We start from the raw sequence: 19,469 nt of genomic DNA on the forward strand, positions 1-19,469 counted from the left end.
TAAAAAGACAATAAAACGTTTTATTACGATTTAAATTTTTAACAGAACTATTAATATAGATTAATTAATGGATAAAGTAATGTTATGTTGTTGTGTTGGTGATCCATGGGTAGATGTAGCCAAAAAGCTTTCAAAATCCAAGGATATTTCCTACTGGATTGGATGGAAAGAAGATGAGCAGATAATAAATACTACTTTTAAAGATGTATCATTTCATGACATTGACCTAGCATGGAAAGGGGAATTTCCTTTTCAAAAACAACAATTTGACAAAAGAGAAGGTTTATCACCCTTTTTTTTCAATGACATATCTTTTGAAGAGCTTATCGGCCTAAAGATGATTGAGCGCTTAGATCCTGATCAATTTTCCTTTACTTTTAATGAGAGACAGGATTTTCTTAGAAAATTATTTTTTGATTGGTATAATGTTTTGGTAAGAGAGGAGATATCTCTAATTATTGCGCCAAGCATTCCCCATCGAGTATTTGATTATGTTATATATGTATTATCTAAAAAATTAAAAATTGAATACATAACTTTTAAAATGACATCTTGGCCTGGATATATTTTACCCACAAGATCTATTGAATCAATATCCTTTTTAGAGAATAATGAATTGCTCAGAAATGAACGGTTACCATTAGTTGTTGAAGAATTTTGTGAGCGTATTACATCAGATTATAAAAAAGCAGAACCGTACTACATGCGGCAACAAAAAACTACTTTTGATGATGGTCTAGTAAGTAAAATATCCAAGAATATAAAGGAGGGAAAAGTATTAAATAAAGTTTCGTGGTTATTTAATGATTCGTTAGTTTATTGGAAGAAGAAAGATAAATTGCTATCTGATTCTTATTATCTTAATATTGAAAAGATAATTTTGAAATCTAAAGGTAATTCTTCAAAAAAGAAGTTAAGAAATCATTATTGGAGTTTATGCGAAGATGTTGATTTTAATTTAAAGTACATTTTTTTTGGACTTCATTATCAGCCTGAGGAAACAAGTTGTCCCAGCGGTGGAATATTTGTAGATCAAAAGTTAGTAATAGAAAGCTTGATTCAAGCTACTAATGATGATACTTTTATTTATGTAAAAGAGCATATAAGTCAATTTCATCCAGAAATGGAGGGTGAAACTGGGAGGAGTAAGCATTTTTATGATTACTTCAAAAGGCATCCAAGAGTCAAGTTTATCAAAGAGACTGTTAATTCATTTGAACTAATAGATAATGCATTAGCTGTGGTGACCTTAACAGGTACAATAGGTATAGAAGCTGCATTAAGAGGAAAACCTGTAATTGTTTTTGGATACGCTTGGTATAGAGGTGTTTCTAATGTCTTCTACCCCCAATCTCTAGAGGAACTTAGGAAAATAATCAAAGAGGCTGAAGTAATACCAGCAAAGAGTAATGTGAAAACCATTAAAGAAGAATTGTTCCAAATCTTTGATCGTTGTTTAGAGGCTTATCATTACAAAGGGTACAAGTCCGTTTCTCAAATTCCAAAAGATGTCACTGTTGATAATCTTTTTAAATTTTTGAATGGGATTTAGTTGGTGGATAAAGTATGGATATTAAAAAGAATATTAGAAGAAGTGTATTTTTTCAAATTTTAAATTTAGTAGTATTAGGAATTACGGGAATTGTTTTTATACCTTTTTTGATTTCTTCAATGGGAAAGGATCAATATGGGTTATTTGAAATTATTTTTTCATTTAATTTGATAAATGTATTACTTGATATAGGGATTGGGACCACAATTACTAATTTTAGTTTAAAATATTTTAATAGTGGAATTGGGAAGTTCTCAAAATTTTATTGGTCTTATTTTTGGCTGAAAGTTTTTTTATCTTTAGTAGGATTTCTGTTTTGTCTATCTATACCATTTTTCTCAAACAAACTCTTTGTAAATCTTCAGCCAAATGAAATACTTATATTAAATACTGGATTTGTTATTTTTGCATTTGGTGTTTTAATCCAAAATATTAATGCCTTTTTTGATAATATACAGCAAGGATTCGTCAGGTTTGAATTGCCAGCTTACTCGAATGTAGCTTCAAAACTTATTTATATATTATTGTTTTTTTTATGGATTAATTCAGGAGTATATGAAAATATTCTAGGTTATTGTATGCTGACTTTTATTATATATCCATTATTAAGATTAGTTATTCAAATTTTTCAGACTAATTCAATTTTGCCTTTAAGAGATTTGAAATTTTGCTGGATGGATCTGGATTTGTTAAAAAGTGATTTCTCCTTTTTAAAAGGGATTTCATTGATTACTATTTTAGGTCAATCCTACAACTTTGGTCCCCAAATTATTTTGTCAGTGATAGGCACTCCTGCATTGATTGCGGATTTCTCCATAGCCAAGAAAGTAATTGATTTTATTAGAAAAATTTCAGATATGTTTATCAGACCATTTCTCCCAGCAACTTCGGAACTTTTAAAGATTATGTCCTTGGAAAATTTGGTCTTTAAAGGGGTGAAAATTCATTCTTTCTTAATTTTACTACTCACATTTTGTGTAATAATTAATAATAAATTAATAGGGGCTATTTTGGTTGATGAAGAAAATTTGAAATTTTCATTTTATTTGACATTATATACCTTAATTCTGGTAATACCTTCATTTGCCGTTCCATTGATGGTTTATTATAATCAGGGAAGATATAAAATGAGTATACTTTTTAATTTAGCGAATACTATTTTTTCCTTACTGTTTTCATTTGTTTCATTCAATTTTTTTGGGTTGACGGGGTTTATTATAGTTTTAGTTCTAGTTTATGGTTTATTGTCTTTGTTTCAGGTATACAGCTATTCAAAATTTTTTAAATTATCATTTAAGAAATATATTCTGATTTATTTTAAAAACTATTTAGTATTTAGCTTTTTATGGGCGTTGTATTATCTACAAAGCTCCCTTTTAGAATTATCTGATATTGGCTCTATAATTACTAACATAATATTTTGTATCTCATATCTTGTTATATCACTTCTAATAAATTCGGATATCATAAAAATTATTTTAAGAAAATAATATGAAAGTTTGTTTATATAATTCTAATATTTGGTTAACACCATTTTACAATAAGATTTTTGTTGAAATATTAAATCACAATAATATTGATTTTGTTGTGACTAGTTTAGGAGATTCCGACTTTTGGGAAAACGTTAAAAATTCTAATGTTTTTATTTATAGGTTTACAAATAATGATTATCAGATTCAAGAAGCATTTTCATTTATGGATTCTGTTGAATTTGTATTAAACAAAACAGTATTTCCAAAATTTAATTCGAGGTTTCATTACGATGATAAAGTAAAACAAGAATACCTGTTAAATCTGGTGACTACTAAAAAAGTTGAAAGCTATGTGTTTTGGGAAAAATCTGGAGCATTAAATTGGGCAGATGATGTAAGTTATCCGAAAATTTTCAAGTTGAGAGGTGGTGCAGGTTCTTCAAATGTAGCTTTAGTTAAATCAAAAACAAATGCCTTTAAAATAATTAAGAAAGCATTCGGCAAAGGGATAAAACATGACAGAATTCCAAGTAGCAATTCATTAAGGTTCAAAAATATTATTTCCTTTATGAAGTCTAGTTTTTATAATATATATACAAATTATTTCAGTGGCAAAGTGCTATTTTGGGGGCTAAATAAAAACTATGTATTATTTCAAAAGTATTATCCAAATAATTCATTTGATACTCGAATTACAGTAATTGGAAATAAAGCATACGGTTTCAGGAGATTCGTAAGGGAAAATGATTTTAGGGCTTCTGGAAGCGGTATGATTGATTATAATCCAGATGAAATAGATCGCAGGTGTATAAAAATAGCCTTTGAAATTTCAGAAAAGTTGAATTTTGATTCTATGGCATATGATTTTATATACGATGAACATAATAATCCGATAATCTGCGAAATTAGTTACACTTACTCCGATAAAGCTCTTTATAAATGTCCAGGAATCTGGGATAAAAACTTGGATTGGGAAGAAGGGAATTTTTGGCCTGGCTTTTTAATTTTGAAGTATCTATTAAAAAGAAATGATTTAATTCAACCAAATTTGAAGGATGTTGAAATTTAGTAAAAGTAAGTTAAGAATTTTTTTATTTCTTGTTACTTTTATAATATCATTAATAGGGAGTACCTTACTAAAAGGTATAGGTATATATCTAGCGGGATTAGACTATATCGCCCTAGTTATATTATTTTTTTTTAATATTTTGATTGGATTTCAAGTTTTTAATGTAGAAAAAAAATATTTCTTTGCATTTCTAACATTGTTGTCATTCATTTTGATTAATTATTTTTTTTCTCAATATATTCCAGGATTAACTTGGTTTCTTATTGGAACTGTTTTTACCCTATTGCCATTATTTACATTTATATTTTTTTATAATGTCAAAATTCATTTAGCTGATTTTAATAAATTACTTGACTATATCGTATTTACTTGTGATACTCTAATAATACTTACCTTATTTGAAACTATATTTATTGGTGAAGGTCGAGAATTTTTAAACAGTTCTTTACTAAAGACGCCAGCTTTTGCCACAACTTTATCCAATATAAGTTTGACAATAACTTTAAGGAAGTTAATTCAAACTAAAAGGAGGAAATATTTTATAAAGGCATTTTTTTATATTGCTTTCATTTTTTCTGCATTATCTCTAAAATCCATTATATCTTGTTTTATAATTATTTTTTTATTTATCAGATATTCAAATTATATCAAAATCCCGAGGTGGAGTATTATGCTTTTATTAATTGGATTGCCATTATTAATATTACTTAATCCATCTCTAAATCATAAATTAAAAAGGTATTATTTTTTATATTATCAATCAGAGAATGCATCAAGTACGCCTCGGTTTGCGTTGTATTTTACTTCATTTAATTTGGCAAATGATCACTTTCCTATGGGATCTGGGCAAGCTACATTTGGAAGTTATCCCGTTAATATTAATTATAGTGATGTTTATTACGATTATAATCTTAATTATTTACACGGGCTGGGGAGCGAATCAACAATTAATGGAACATCAAAAGATAAATTTTTATTAGATACTTATTGGTCGTCAATTTTAGGTGAAGTTGGTTTTTTGGGATTCGCCTTATTTTTGTGGTTGTATTTTTATCCAATTAAAAGACTAAATAAAGCATATGCTCTTAATCTTAATAATGGTTTTAATGATAAGTCAGATATGTTGTTTGTGAAAGGGATTTTGTTCTCAGTATTTTTTGAAAGTCTTGTTCTTGCAATACCCTCTCAAGTGGCTTTCATATTAATTTATGCCGGATTAATGGGGTTAATTTCAAATATTAGAATGTATGATTAGAGTTTTATTTATTACAAACGGTTATCCAACAAATAGTAAACCTGAGTTCTGTGTTTTCACTAAAGAACAAATTGAAGGTCTTAATAAGACAGGGAAAGTTGAAAGTGATTTAATTTTTATTAACTCCACTGAGGATGGTTGGATCCAATACATAAAGAGTATTTTACCAATAGTCCGTAAAAGTAGAGAATATGAAGTGATTCATACTTTTCATGGGTTTGTTTTTCTATTAACTTATTTTTTGACTTTTTTTTCAAGAAAAAAAATAGTTGCGTCTTTTTTGAATAATATTGATAAAGAATATAAAGAACTGAGGTACTTTAATTATGTGTTTTCATTGATCACAAAATTATTAATTAAAGATAATCGCGTGTTTAAAATTTTTAAAGATAAAGTTCCTTCATATGCTGGTGATAATAGTTTCTATTTGCCCAATGGCGTTGATTTAAATAAATTTTATCCTATTGATGAGTTTAATGCAAAGGAAAAATTAGATCTTGATTCTAATGTGCGTTACATATTGTTTGTAAGTTCAAAGGATAAATTTAGGGCCCAAAAAAGGTATGATATTTATTTAGAAGTCTTAAGGATTTTGAAAGACGTTTATCATCATGATGATATCAGAGAGTTATGCTTGGTGAATACGGAAAGAAGTAAATTAGTTTATTATTTCAATGCTTCATGTCTTCACCTTTTATGTTCTGATTTTGAAGGTTCACCTAATTCCGTTAAGGAAGCTTTAGCCTGTAATATTCCTGTTGTTTCAAGAAATGTTGGAAATGTATCCAAGATGTTGAAAGGTGTTGATGGAACATACGTATCTAATAACGCTGATCCTAAAGTATTAGCAGAATTAGTTGATAAGGTATTAAAGTCAAGTGATAAATTTGATTTGCGTTCGCATTTGGTTAAATCAGGATTAGATATGGATTCAAAGAGTGAAGAGTTACTGGCATTGTATAAAAACATTTTAAGAATATAAAAATGGCTTTTAAAGTTTGCTTTATTTTATAGAATTAAAGAATTGGACCTTAAAGAATTGTTTAGACTTATTAGATAAATGTAAGGTTTTAAAAATAAGTAAAACATGGTTGATTAAAATCATATTCAAATGTTTGATGAAAATATAGAAAAGAAGAGTTTAGGGGTTGTAGGAATTGTCGGGGTGCCTGCTAAATATGGTGGATTTGAAACATTAATTGAAAATATACTTGAACATTTGTGTGATAATTTTCAAGTCACCGTATTTTGTGAAAGTTCTTCTTATTCAGAAAAATTGAAATTTTACAAAGGAGCTAAACTTCAATATTTAAATTACAATGCCAATGGGGTGTCTAGCATTATTTTTGATGCTACATCCATAATTAGGGCAAGAGACTTTGATTCAATTCTTATTTTGGGAGTTTCAGGTGCGTTTATTTTGCCAGCAATAAGAAAAATTTACAAAGGAAAAATAATAACTAATATTGATGGATTAGAGTGGAAAAGAGATAAATGGAATTTACTAACAAAAAAATTTTTAAAATTATCAGAGTTATGGGCCATAAAATATTCGGATGCAATCATTTCTGATAATTATTATATCCAAAAACATGTTCTTGAAAATTATAATAAAGAATCATGTTTGATACCATATGGAGGTGATCATGTTAGGGATACCAATGAGGTTAATCTACTTGATAATTATGGCGTAAAAAAAGATAGTTACTTTTTTACCGTATGCAGGATAGAACCTGAAAATAATCTAGATCTAATGATAGAAGCTTTTTTGGATTCAAATATTGATAAACAATATGTTTTGATAGGTAATTTTCATAAAAGTGATTATGGCGTTAAGTTAAAGGAAAAGTATTCAACCCAAAAGAATTTACTTATGTTGGATCCAATTTATCAACAAGAAATTCTAGACCAATTGCGGAAAAATTGTTTTTATTATTTACATGGACACAGTGCAGGAGGAACAAATCCTTCCCTAGTCGAGGCAATGTATCTAGGGCTTCCAATAATTGCATATGGTGTATCCTACAATAGGTCAACTACAAAAAATAAAGCGATTTATTTTAATACTAAAGTTGAATTAATAGAGAAATTTAAAACTATTAATGAAGACCAAAGAATCTCATTAAAAAGAGAAATGAAAAAAATAGCGGAAGAAAATTATATTTGGAATAGGATTGGTGAGAAGTATATTAGTTTAATAAACTCTGTATTATGAAAGGAATTATTTTAGCTGGAGGATCTGGTACCCGTCTCTATCCAATTACTAAAGGTACATCTAAACAACTTTTGGCTATATATGATAAGCCGATGGTGTATTATCCTCTATCAGTTTTGATGCTTGCGGGAATAAGGGAAATATTGGTAATTTCTACTCCTGATGATTTGCCTAATTTCCAAAAGCTTTTAGGAGATGGGACAGAGTTAGGGCTCTCTATTTCTTATGCAGAACAACCGAGTCCAGATGGGTTAGCTCAAGCCTTTATCATTGCAGAAGATTTTATTGGAGATGATGACGTAAGCTTGGTTTTGGGGGATAATATTTTCTATGGACATGGGTTTACAGGGTTACTTAAGCAATCAGTGAATAATGTTTCAGAACAGAGAAAGGCGACTGTTTTTGGCTATTATGTTCAAGATCCTGAAAGATATGGTGTAGCTGAATTTGATGATAGTGGAATTGTATTAAGCCTTGAAGAAAAGCCTAAAGATCCTAAATCAAATTATGCCGTTGTAGGACTTTATTTTTATCCTAATTCTGTAGTGGATATAGCAAAAAAAATCAAGCCTAGTGAACGCGGAGAGTTGGAAATCACTTCTGTAAATCAAGCTTATTTGGAAAGTGAAGAATTAAAGGTGGAACTAATGGGGCGTGGATATGCCTGGTTGGATACTGGAACACATGAATCTATGTTGGAGGCCTCTAATTTTATTCATACCATAGAAAAAAGGCAAGGATTGAAAGTAGCTTGTTTGGAAGAGATCGCTTATGAGATGGGGTATATTGATAGTGAACAACTTTTGGCTTTGGCAGAGCCTTTAAGAAAAAATGAGTACGGTCAGTATTTAATAAGAAAAGTAAATAAGCGGAAATAAGATGGAGTTTACTAGGACTAAAATACCTGATGTGGTAATAGGTGAACCTAAAATACACGGAGATTCTCGGGGGTATTTTACAGAAACATTTCGGCAAGATTTATGGGAATCGTTTTTAGGTTTTCCATTGGATTTTTGTCAAGATAATGAATCCAAATCCTCATTGGGTGTTTTAAGAGGGCTGCACTATCAATTAGAACCATTTGCTCAAACTAAACTGGTAAGGGCACTTAAGGGGACTGTATTGGATGTGGCAGTTGATATTAGAGAAGGTTCACCCACTTTTGGTGAGCATGTAGCAGTAGAACTATCCGAAGACAATAAAAGACAATTATTTGTGCCACGTGGTTTTGCTCATGGTTTTGTGGTTTTGAGTGATGAGGCTGTTTTTGCTTATAAAGTTGATAATTACTATAGTCCTGAAAATGATAGGGGAATTGCCTTTAATGACCCAGCATTGAATATAGACTGGAAACTTCCTTTAGATAAATTGCAATTGTCCAAAAAGGATCAAAACCAACCCCTACTTGATCAAGCTGAGGTTTTTGATTTTAAAGAAGCATTTTATGTTTAATATTCTAGTGACAGGTTCAAAAGGGCAACTAGGATCTGAAATCCAGGTTTTATCCGACAGTTATGATTATAAATTTTTCTTTACAGGTAAAGAAGAATTGGATATTACCAATAAAGAATCATTAAGACAATATGTCGATCTCAATGATATAAATGTTGTTATTAATTGTTCTGCCTACACCGCTGTTGATAAGGCAGAAGCAGAGGAAGGGCTTGCTAATTTAGTCAACCATATAGCAGTTGTCAATTTGGCCGAATTAGCTAAAGAAAGAGAATTCAAGCTTATTCATGTATCCACTGATTATGTTTTTGATGGGAGAGGATTTAAGCCTTATTTAGAGGATGAAATTACCAATCCACAAAATGTCTATGGTAAAACAAAATTGGATGGTGAAAAAGGTCTATTAAGAGTTGATCCTGATAATTCAGTTATCATTCGTACGAGCTGGGTTTATTCTTCTTTTGGAAATAATTTTGTAAAAACAATGATTCGTCTAGGCCAGGAACGAGATCATATAAAAGTAATTGATGATCAAATTGGAAGTCCTACCTATGCTAGGGATCTTGCTCAAACCATACTTGAAATGCTGGCAAAACTTGATCATGAAGGAGTTGAAGTTTTTCATTATAATAATGAGGGGGTGTGTTCTTGGTATGACTTTGCCACAGCTATAATGGAAATTAAAGGAATTAACTGTAAAGTATATCCGCAGCTTACCAAAGACTATCCAACACCTGCCATTAGACCTCATTATTCCGTTTTAAATAAATATAAAGTCAAAGAGACTTTTAATATTACTATTCCTTATTGGAGGGATTCTTTGCGTTCCTGTTTGGACTTAATGTAATAGTTTCCCCCTTTTTTTATTTTGATCTTACAGCGCATTTCTAAAGGGATAATTTTCAAAGTATATATTAATCTCAGTTTTTGTCGACTAGACAAGCTAAATCATCTTAATTCGTTATGAAAACAATTTTGGTAACCGGATGTGCCGGATTTATTGGATCTAATTTTGTTCCTTATTTTCTAGAAAAGTATTCAGATGTTCGACTAGTAAATTTGGATTTATTAACCTATGCTGGAGATAAGGATAACCTAAAAGAGATAGAGGGGAATGAACGACATATTTTTGTTCAGGGAGATATTAGAGATAGAGAGTTAGTTCAGAACCTGTTTTCAAGCTATGATATTCAAGGAGTGATTCATTTTGCCGCAGAATCTCATGTAGACAATTCCATCAAAAATCCGGGAGTATTTATTGAGACCAATGTCAATGGAACTTTTACTTTGGTAGATACGGCCTATAAATATTGGATGGATAAGCCTTTTCAAATTAAAGAAGCATATAAGGAGGCAAGGTTTTTACATATTTCTACAGATGAGGTATATGGTACTTTGGGAGAGACTGGCTTATTTACTGAAGAGACCCCTTATGCTCCTAATTCACCCTATAGCGCTAGTAAAGCTAGTTCTGATATGGTGGTGAGAAGTTATCATCATACATACGGAATGAATACAGTAATTACCAATTGCTCCAATAATTATGGTCCTAAGCAACATGACGAAAAGCTGATTCCTACAGTGATCAGGAAAGCATTGAAAGGAGAAAATATTCCTATTTATGGGGATGGGAAAAATATCCGTGATTGGTTGTATGTTTTGGATCATTGTAAGGGAATTGATTTAGTATATACCAAGGGGAAGTCAGGTGAGGTTTATAATATTGGCGGAAGAAATGAGCGGAATAATAATTATATAGCAGATCATATTTGTGCTCTTCTTGATGAAATATATCCCAAAACTGCAGGTAGCTATAAGGATCAAATCTCTTATGTAGAAGATCGGGCAGGTCATGACAGGCGGTATGCTATTGACGCTTCTAAAATAGAAGATCGATTGGGATGGAAAGCAGATGAGAATTTTGAAAGCGGTATTAGGAAAACAGTAAAGTGGTATTTAGAGAAATATGTTCTTTAGAGGTTGAATAATATTTTTATTTGTTCGATGATATTTTATGCAGACTTTATTTAAGGTAGCGCTTCTTTTATACATCATACACTTAACTGGCTTACGCTTATATGCTCAAACAGTTAGTGCAGGGATGCCTTTATTTGAAGAAGCACTTAGGCGGAAACAATTAACAGGAGAGTTGGATTCTTCTTTTAGCTTTAGCTTACGTCCCATACAGACCGATCAGTTTTTTAATGAAAGTATTTATAATGATTTTGATAACCTTATTTCAGGGAATGAGGTAATAAACGGAACAGGGAATGGCAACAAAGTTTTTCTTCGTCCCTTCCCCATAATAAATACTACAGCCTATAATTCAGGAAGGCCCTATGGTTGGGGCAATGGGCCAATGATTCCCAATGTTGGCTTTCAAAATAAGCTGTCTGGAGGTATTGCTGCTAAATTTCATTTTATCAATCTACAATTGATGCCTGAATGGGTATGGGCCCAGAATAATTCGTTTAATGGATTCTCCAATTCCTTTGATGATCCCATCATTGACGCTAAATTTCATTATTGGAATCATGGAGATAATCCTGAAAGATTTGGAGAAAAGTCCTATTCAAAACTTATTCCAGGACAGTCCAAGATTACTTTGAGTTATGGAGCATTTGAGATTGGGGCATCAACAGAGAATATCTGGTGGGGGCCGGGTCAATTTAATGCCTTAATCTTTTCCAATAATGCCCAAGGCTTTCCTCATTTGACCTTAAATACCACCAAACCTGCCAAGACCTTTTTGGGATCATTTGAAGGGCAGATTATTATGGGGAGGCTAGAGCCTTCTGGTTATGCCCCAAGTCATTGGAAAGAATTAAATCAGCAATATTTTAATCCATTATCGGAAGACTGGCGCTATTTAAATGGGATGAGCATTAGTTATCAACCCAAGTGGGTGTCAGGGCTATTTCTAGGGCTAAATCGAACTTTTCAACAATATAGTGAGGATAAGACCAATTCATTTGGAGATTGGTTCCCGATTTTTGAGGGATTTACCAAAAGTAAATTGTTCTCCAATGGAAATTCTGTTGATTATGATGGAAAGCGACAGGATCAACAGGTTTCGGTATTTGGAAGGTATTTGTTTAAAAAAGCCAAAGCAGAGTTGTATTTTGAATATGGACGAAGGGATCATGCCTATACAGCTAGAGAATTTGTGATGAACCCGGAACATGCCCGTGCTTATTTGTTAGGATTCAATAAATTATTTGAATTACCTTCTTCGAATAAGTTGTTACAGCTGAGGGCTGAAATGACTCAGCAGCAAGAATCAGTTAATAAATATATTCGATATACATCAATATTGGCTTCTAATAATACGAGTTGGCACGCACATTATCAAGTACGTGGTTTTACCAATTTTGGGGAGTCTATGGGGGTAGGTATTGGTAATGCTGGATCTAATGTGCAGACAATAGAGGTATCATTAATCGATCAACTCAATAAGTTTGGAATTGTTTTGGAACGTTTGGCGAATCATCAAGATTTTTATCTAAGAGGTTTTGGGAGGTTACCTGAACATCAACCTTGGGTTGATTTATCTCTTGGTTTCTTGTTTGATTATCAATGGGATAGATTTATGCTCAGTTCCCGTTTACAATTTATTAATGGGATGAACTATCAATGGCAGCTGGATGAAAATAGTACTGAGGAGTTTCCGGTAGGAAAGGATCAATTTAGTGTTTTTGGGCAGGCGCATTTGATTTATTTATTGAAGCCTTTAAAAAAAGGCAAATAGCTTAAGCATTCTTTAGAAATAGGATTATGAAAGTATTGATTACCGGCATGGCCGGGTTTATTGGTTTTCATTTAGCAAAAAGATTAATTGGAGAAAACCATATTATTGTTGGGTTGGATAATATCAATGATTATTATGATACCAATCTAAAATTTGGAAGATTAAAAGAACTTGGGTTTGTAGAATCCAATATTGGATATGGGAAGAAAGTAGAGAGTTCGTTTCGAAACAATATTAGTTTTATACAGGGTTCCTTAGAAGATAAAAAATGTGTTGATGAATTGTTTGAAATAGAGCAGTTTGATGTAGTCGTTAATTTAGCTGCTCAAGCGGGGGTCAGGTATTCCATAGAAAATCCTTTGGCATATATTGACTCCAATATTTTGGGCTTTACTCATATTTTGGAGGCATGTCGCTACCACGATATTAAGCACTTGGTCTATGCATCCTCCAGTTCTGTTTATGGAGCGAATTCAAAAGTTCCGTTTTCAACATCCGATACGGTCGATAATCCTGTTTCTTTATATGCGGCAACTAAGAAATCAAATGAATTAATGGCACATACTTACAGTCATTTGTATGATATACCTACAACTGGATTAAGGTTTTTTACGGTCTATGGGCCTTGGGGGCGTCCAGACATGGCACTGTTTTTATTTACTAAGGCTATTATTGACGGAAAGCCAATCAAGGTATTTAATAATGGGGATATGATGAGGGACTTTACCTATATCGATGATATTATTGAAGGTATATTAAGGGTGATAAATAATCCTCCAAAGAAAAAGAAAAGTGTTGAAGAAATGAATCCCTCTACTCCTCCATACAAAGTGTACAACATTGGGAACTCTAAACCAGTAAAATTAATGGATTTTGTGGAGGCCATTGAAAATTCATTGGGTGTTAGTGCTGAAAAAGATTTTTTACCTATGCAGCCAGGAGATGTACCTAGTACTTATGCTGATACATCAGATTTAGAGAAGGAATTAGGATATAAGCCAAATACAGCTTTAGAAATAGGTGTTAAAAAGTTTGTGGATTGGTATCAATCATTTTATGCGGTTTCAGCAGAATAGCTTTAGGGCTTTCTAAGAATAATTCTCAATAGCTCCTTAAAGGGGCTATTTTGGCTTTCTATTGTGGGGAAGGATAAGTTCAGTGTGTTTGCGCAAGCGCATTTGATTTATAGGATTGGGAAAAAATGGTCTTGAGCATGCTTGGAATCAGACAGGTCCAGAGTCGTGAGTCTTGAGCTGGTTTACTCTTTTTAATCGGGTGTTTTATTTAAGGGGAGATTGCTTCGTCGTTCCTCCTACCTTTGACAGGGATTACTTAATGTGTCAGGCTGAGTCCTTCGACTTAGCTCAGGATAAACTTAAGTCGAAGCCCTAAGACAAACCCTTCGACTCCGCTCAGGGTAACTCCGTATAAATATTGTCAACTGTCATTCAGCTCCCTTATATTTGAGAAAATGTTGACCTTTCTCAATGACGTTTTTCTAGGAGAGATTGCTTCGTCGCCCTGTCTGATGCCAGGCAGGCACGGCGGATCGTAATGACGTATTGACATTTCGACATATTCAACTATCCTTTTCGAAGGGACTTTTATTGGATGCGAGATTGCCGCAGTCTCCGCTAAAGCGGTTCCTTCGCAATGACGTTTTTTAATACCAATAAACTGTTTCCTTATCCAACTATTTATCTAAAAACAAGAGACCCTAATAAACATAATATATAATGAATTCAACAAAACCAACATTATTGATTTTAGCTGCGGGGATGGGCTCGCGGTATGGGGGGAATAAGCAAATCGATGGCTTTGGCCCTAATAACGAAACCATTTTGGAATATGCCATTTATGATGCCATTCAGGCCGGTTTCGGCAAGGTGGTCTTTATCGTAAGGGCAGAAATCCTTGACTTGGTGTCTGAGCGCTTTTTGGATAAAATCCAGGATCAGATCCAGGTGGAATTTGTCATCCAATCCCTCAGCAGCCTAGTACCTGCAGCTTATCATAATCCCGAAAGAACCAAGCCTTATGGAACGGCACATGCGGTTTTATGTGCCAAGGATGTTATTCAAGAGCCTTTTGCCGTGATCAATGCGGATGATTTTTATGGTAAGGAAGCTATTGATCAGTTGGGCGAATACCTAGGGAGTCCTCAAGAGCCAAATAAGCACTGTATGGTAGGCTATGCTCTTAAAAATGTATTATCGAAATATGGTACAGTGAATCGTGGTGTTTGTGCATCCAATGATAATGGTGAGTTGACAGGAATGACGGAAAGAGAAAAGATCTCCAGGGAAGGGGAGAAGGTCATCAGTAGGATGGGTGAGGATGTTTTGGAGATTGATGAGAATACACCTGTATCCATGAATTGCTGGGGATTCCAGCCATCATTTTTTGAGGAGACTGAAAAACGATGGTATCAATTTCTGGAAGATAATAAGAATAATCCCAAAGCGGAATTTTATATTCCTACTGTGGTGAATGAACTGATTAAGGAAGGAAAAGCATCTGTGAATATCCTGGAAGGTGGCAAAACCTGGTTTGGGGTAACTTACCCGGAGGATAAGGAATCTGTTGAGGAGTCCTTAAGGGATTTGCATCAAAAGGGAGTTTATCCGGAAAAGCTATGGAAGAAGGAAACGGTGGTAGAAAAATAGTCTAATGCTGAAAGAATAAGGCCAAAAGAGGAAGGCCGAAAGTCTAAGGCCAAAAGATATAAATAATCACAAAGCCATCTCATTAATTTGGGGTGGCTTTTTTTGTGCTGTTTTCTTTTATAATCCTCCTTAATATACCAACCCAAACACTTCCTGTCTATTCCGGCTCAGAAACCGACTCAGATACTGTATATGGCACGATTGAGGACAAAGCGAGAGCTTTGGGCCAGTATAGTGGGCGGGAGGAGCGGAAACGCAAAAACCTGATCAGACTGGGAGTGGACCAAGACCATGCCTACGCATGGAGTAGAACCAGAAAAGGAGGATGGGCAGTGGCTCAAAGCCCTATTCTGATCACTACTATCACTTTGTCACGCCTGAGAAGAAAGGGGTACGAATCCATGCTTTCCTACTACCTCAAATCGCAACCTACAATCCAGTGAACCGCCGAGTACGAGACCCGTACGCTCGGTGGTGTGTGAGGCGCACCGTGGGCTTATGGCTCACGGCCGTCTACACGATTATGCTTTGTTATTTTATCTTCGTCTTCTGATTGTTTTAATGTAATCCTCTAATACAGTTAAGTCAGCAAGAAATTCAGCAGAGTCAGGCATTTCTTCTATTAAAGTTCCTGCCGTATCGTGTCCTGTGAAATAAGTAGAACATTTACTCATATTAGCATCAACAAGATTATAGTCATCATCTGTTAAGTCTACAACTTTTGATAACCGTTGGGTTTGTATTGCTCTGCCAAATCTTTGTATTGCTCCATTCAAGAATACTTCTTCTATAAACCGCTCCCAAGTTTCTCGTAGTTTACCGTACAAAATTTTCGCCCTTTCCTTGTATACTTCTTCCGTTTCGGTTCTTTCGATTTTCTCTAGTTTTTGATATGCATCTTTCAATAAGCCAATTCGTTTTCCCACAGGCAAAGCATCCCAAGGTGGATTGCTTGCAATCAGCCCTGTTTCCTTTTTCTTTCTAGTAAGGCTCTTAATTTCTAAATCACAATTCAAACTCTTAGAATGCTCTTGAATCATTAATAGAAAAGTGATGTCGTGAGTGAATACGATAACTTGTCGTTCTAAAGCTTCTTCTGCAATTCTTTTTGATATTTTATTTCTCCATTTGTGGTCTAGAGATGAGACTGGATCATCAAAAATTATAGCACTTTTATGTTCTGAAATAGATAATTCAGATAAAAACGTAGCCAAGGAAATACACCTATGTTCTCCTTCGCTTAAAACCTCTTTTAAGGCAATTCCATTTGCGTTTTGCTCGTCAAGTCTTAAATAGTGATATTGTTTTCCCCTCTGTCCTTTTGTCTCGGTTTCTATTTTGATGTTTTTAAAACCTAGTTTACTAAGCTCTGCTTTGAAATTCTGTTTAAGATTTTGACTAATGTAATTTGTCGCTAACTCGTTACTAAGTGTGGTGATTGTTCGAGTATTACATTTACTCGTACATTTATTAAGTAGTTTTATCTTTTTTTGTCGATAAATTTCACGACCTAATTTTGGTTTAAAATCAAAAATCTTTTTTTCTCCATTCAATTGATTTAATTCCTTAGTTAGAGGTTTTAATTCTTCTTCAATTGATTGAACCTTTAATTTCTCATTTGTTTCTTTTAAAGTTTTAATAAGATTTTGAATTTGTACTCTAGGTGAATTCTCAATTTCAATTGGTTGAATTATTTCAACCGTCTTTTTGGAATTAAAAAGTCCTACCAAATAATCTCTCTGTTTAGAAAGTAGTTCTAAATAGTCTAATTGATTTTTTAAAAAATCATCAATTAGTTCATCTAATTCAATTGTTGTTGGTTTTTGCTCATCAAAAGAGAATTTTAGACTTTTTAAATTTTCTAATTCTAAATCAAATTTATCAGAAGCTTCATCATAAGTTTTTTGAATATCATTTTTCACAAAATCTTCAAAAGCTGAAAATCTGCTTTTTGCGTCTTCTCCTAGATCTTGAAAACAAAGAGGGCAACTACTTTCTCCATCTACTTTTGGAAAAGTTTCTGTTTTGGTACTTTCGTTATAGAATCTTCTAGCACTTTCCCAAAGCAACTTCCAAGAACTGTTGCCAACTCCTTCAATTGGTAATTCAGAGAATGCTTTTTCAGAAGATTCTTTAAGAGCCTCATTTGTGGTTACAAGATTATTTAATATATGTTGTAAATCTTTTAATTTCCCCCCGGTCAAGTTGTTTTCTAAGGTTTGAAATTTGTTTAATAAAATCTCAAAACGTTTAATCTTATCCTCGTTATCTTTTAAAGTTTTCTGTGGGTCTGTTGCCTTTAATTTATCTATTCTTTTGACTAGCTCCTCAAGTCTAGAGTTTTTGGCAGTATTCCAAATGGATTCAGCTCTTAATTCGTCTAGTGTAGTTTCAGAATTTAAATTATCGAGAAATGTTTTCGCAGTTGAAGAGTCAGAAACTTCTAGAAGTGTATGGTCGAATTTTGCTAATGCAGGGTTTGAAAATTCCTCATTTAGTTCATTCTCAACTTTTTTAATGCAGACAGCTAATTTTTCGACAATCGATAAACCTTGCGGAATAAAGGCAATTTCATCTTCTCCTTCAATGTAATGATTTGCACTAAACGTGTCGAAAACATCAATGCTTTTTAAAACAGAATCATTTACTACTTCATTTATAAGATTTACGGTGTTGAAATTTATTCCATCAGTAGTATATTCAATATCCGCTTTTTTATCATTTCCAAAAGAAGCTGGATCATATAGGTTGTCATTTATTTTCGGCTTACTTCCTCTAGTATTACAAGCGTGTTTTAAAATGCTAACATAGCTTGATTTTCCTGAACCGTTATCTCCATAGATAAGCGTAAGTCCATTTGAGGCAAATTCTAATTCACTGGTTTGTGAGAGTGCATTTATGTTGTTGACATTTGAAATTTTTGAAAGTATTAAATCATCACTGCTTGTTGAGTTATTTGCGAAGTCTCTTAAATCATCAAAATCCACTTCGTCAAAATCAAAGTCTGATAAGCCATAATCTACCTTACAGATTTCCTTTAATTCCGAAATATCATTATCGGTTAGTTCATTGTTTCTGATTAAACGGTCAACGGCAATTTGCCAAAAAATAGGCTTGTTTTCCACCCAATCAATTATATCATTTAGTATTGGCATTATTTATATTTATCAGGTTGGTTTTTAATAAAGCATAACTTATTTATATGTCTGGTTTTTCCAGACATATTCTTCCAATTTAGTAGGATAAGTCTGGTTTTAGTTCCTTTTATTTTTTTTTCAAACTCTAAAGCTAAAAAGTCCATTTCATAAATAAAATACCCCACTTGGGGTATTTTTCACCAAAACCCCACAAAAAAAAGCCCTCCAATCGAAGGGCTTCCTTAATTTATTGAATAGGGTTTAAACAACTTATCGCAATTTCTTAGCTTCCTTAATTTAAGAACTTTGAAAGTTTAAATCCACTAGAGGCTGTAGATTTTATCCTTTTACTTTATAATGGAAAACAGCACCAGTTCCAGTTCTATCTTCTTTAATGACTTTACCTTTATCCACTAATCTACTCATCTCTCTGGATACAGCTTTACTTTTCAAATCATAGTCAGAAAACATTGTTATTATCTCTGATATTTTTAATCCTTTTTTCATTTCTGGATGGGGGAGAACTTTGCTTAATAAAAAGTCGGGCAAGGAGTTTTTATTATGAAAATATTCTTTGTTCATAATATTTTCATTTTTGAATTGGTGCAAAACTGTTAGATCCTTTCCAATTCTAATATTAACTTTTTTTAATAGGTCATCAATTGAAACGTCATAGAGGTTCGAATAAGCTAACAAGGTTTTGGTGTTTGGATTTACTTGATTGTCAGTTCTTTCAAGTTGTCTGATATGATCGGATGAAAAGCCTGTAGCAGCTTCTACACCATAAATAGAAAGCTTAGCTTCAATTCTTAATGACTTTAAATTTTTTGCTAATTGAGATAAATCTATGGTTACTTGTTTTTTCCCCTTCATATAACAAATAGAAAAAAACATTTGTCCTCA

General features: G+C 32.8%; 16 protein-coding genes. 14 read left to right on the top strand and 2 right to left on the bottom strand.

From position 1 onward, the window contains the following. The first annotated feature begins 67 nt into the window (after positions 1-67). From H7U17_RS20035 to H7U17_RS20695, 14 genes are all read left to right on the top strand, one after another. Positions 68-1,552 carry a capsular polysaccharide export protein, LipB/KpsS family gene (locus H7U17_RS20035; protein ID WP_186758634.1) on the top strand — a complete coding sequence of 495 codons (1,485 nt, stop codon included), beginning with the start codon at positions 68-70 and terminating at the stop codon, positions 1,550-1,552. A gap of 14 nt (positions 1,553-1,566) precedes the next feature. Continuing rightward, positions 1,567-3,042: a lipopolysaccharide biosynthesis protein gene (locus tag H7U17_RS20040; protein WP_186758635.1), complete on the top strand. Its 1,476-nt coding sequence runs from the start codon at positions 1,567-1,569 to the stop codon at positions 3,040-3,042. Position 3,043: 1 nt separating this feature from the next. Further along, positions 3,044-4,093 (top strand): ATP-grasp domain-containing protein, encoded by a 1,050-nt coding sequence (locus H7U17_RS20045; RefSeq protein WP_186758636.1) that lies wholly within the window; start codon positions 3,044-3,046, stop codon positions 4,091-4,093. Further along, positions 4,080-5,348, top strand: a complete 1,269-nt coding sequence (locus H7U17_RS20050) for a hypothetical protein (RefSeq protein WP_186758637.1) — start codon at positions 4,080-4,082, stop codon at positions 5,346-5,348. The genes H7U17_RS20045 and H7U17_RS20050 overlap by 14 nt, the downstream gene beginning before the upstream one ends. After that, positions 5,341-6,330 carry a glycosyltransferase family 4 protein gene (locus H7U17_RS20055; protein ID WP_186758638.1) on the top strand — a complete coding sequence of 330 codons (990 nt, stop codon included), beginning with the start codon at positions 5,341-5,343 and terminating at the stop codon, positions 6,328-6,330. The genes H7U17_RS20050 and H7U17_RS20055 overlap by 8 nt, the downstream gene beginning before the upstream one ends. Positions 6,331-6,459: 129 nt before the next feature. After that, the gene (locus H7U17_RS20060; RefSeq protein WP_186758639.1) at positions 6,460-7,563 is read left to right on the top strand and encodes a DUF1972 domain-containing protein; all 1,104 of its coding nucleotides are present in this window, start codon (positions 6,460-6,462) and stop codon (positions 7,561-7,563) included. Further along, positions 7,560-8,441 carry a glucose-1-phosphate thymidylyltransferase RfbA gene (gene rfbA / locus H7U17_RS20065; protein WP_186758640.1) on the top strand — a complete coding sequence of 294 codons (882 nt, stop codon included), beginning with the start codon at positions 7,560-7,562 and terminating at the stop codon, positions 8,439-8,441. Before H7U17_RS20060 ends, rfbA begins: the two co-directional genes overlap by 4 nt. A gap of 1 nt (position 8,442) precedes the next feature. Next, the gene (rfbC, locus tag H7U17_RS20070; RefSeq protein WP_186758641.1) at positions 8,443-9,015 is read left to right on the top strand and encodes a dTDP-4-dehydrorhamnose 3,5-epimerase; all 573 of its coding nucleotides are present in this window, start codon (positions 8,443-8,445) and stop codon (positions 9,013-9,015) included. Continuing rightward, a complete protein-coding gene (rfbD, locus tag H7U17_RS20075; RefSeq protein ID WP_186758642.1) occupies positions 9,008-9,862 on the top strand; it encodes a dTDP-4-dehydrorhamnose reductase in 855 nt (284 codons plus the stop codon). The genes rfbC and rfbD overlap by 8 nt, the downstream gene beginning before the upstream one ends. Before the next feature lie 116 nt (positions 9,863-9,978). Then, complete coding sequence (gene rfbB / locus H7U17_RS20080) at positions 9,979-10,992, top strand: dTDP-glucose 4,6-dehydratase (protein WP_186758643.1); 1,014 nt, start codon at positions 9,979-9,981, stop codon at positions 10,990-10,992. Between the two features lie 37 nt (positions 10,993-11,029). Then, a complete protein-coding gene (locus H7U17_RS20085; protein ID WP_186758644.1) occupies positions 11,030-12,763 on the top strand; it encodes a capsule assembly Wzi family protein in 1,734 nt (577 codons plus the stop codon). Positions 12,764-12,789: 26 nt separating this feature from the next. Next, on the top strand, positions 12,790-13,839 hold the full coding sequence (locus H7U17_RS20090; RefSeq protein WP_186758645.1) for an NAD-dependent epimerase: 1,050 nt from the start codon (positions 12,790-12,792) through the stop codon (positions 13,837-13,839). A 660-nt stretch (positions 13,840-14,499) separates the two neighbouring features. Beyond that, the gene (locus H7U17_RS20095; RefSeq protein WP_186758646.1) at positions 14,500-15,429 is read left to right on the top strand and encodes a nucleotidyltransferase family protein; all 930 of its coding nucleotides are present in this window, start codon (positions 14,500-14,502) and stop codon (positions 15,427-15,429) included. A 92-nt stretch (positions 15,430-15,521) separates the two neighbouring features. Continuing rightward, positions 15,522-15,872 (top strand): hypothetical protein, encoded by a 351-nt coding sequence (locus H7U17_RS20695; RefSeq protein WP_230981514.1) that lies wholly within the window; start codon positions 15,522-15,524, stop codon positions 15,870-15,872. A 93-nt stretch (positions 15,873-15,965) separates the two neighbouring features. On the opposite strand, the gene H7U17_RS20105 is transcribed toward H7U17_RS20695, so the two are convergent. Together H7U17_RS20105 and H7U17_RS20110 are read right to left on the bottom strand one after the other, a co-directional pair. Further along, entirely contained in the window at positions 15,966-18,584 is a 2,619-nt protein-coding gene (locus H7U17_RS20105) for an AAA family ATPase (protein WP_186758647.1), read from the bottom strand. 321 nt (positions 18,585-18,905) lie between these two features. Beyond that, the gene (locus tag H7U17_RS20110) at positions 18,906-19,439 is read right to left on the bottom strand and encodes a helix-turn-helix domain-containing protein (RefSeq protein WP_186758648.1); all 534 of its coding nucleotides are present in this window, start codon (positions 19,437-19,439) and stop codon (positions 18,906-18,908) included. Positions 19,440-19,469: the final 30 nt, after the last annotated feature.

Source organism: Echinicola salinicaeni (genome assembly GCF_014280965.1).
In the GTDB taxonomy this organism is placed as follows: domain Bacteria; phylum Bacteroidota; class Bacteroidia; order Cytophagales; family Cyclobacteriaceae; genus Echinicola; species Echinicola salinicaeni.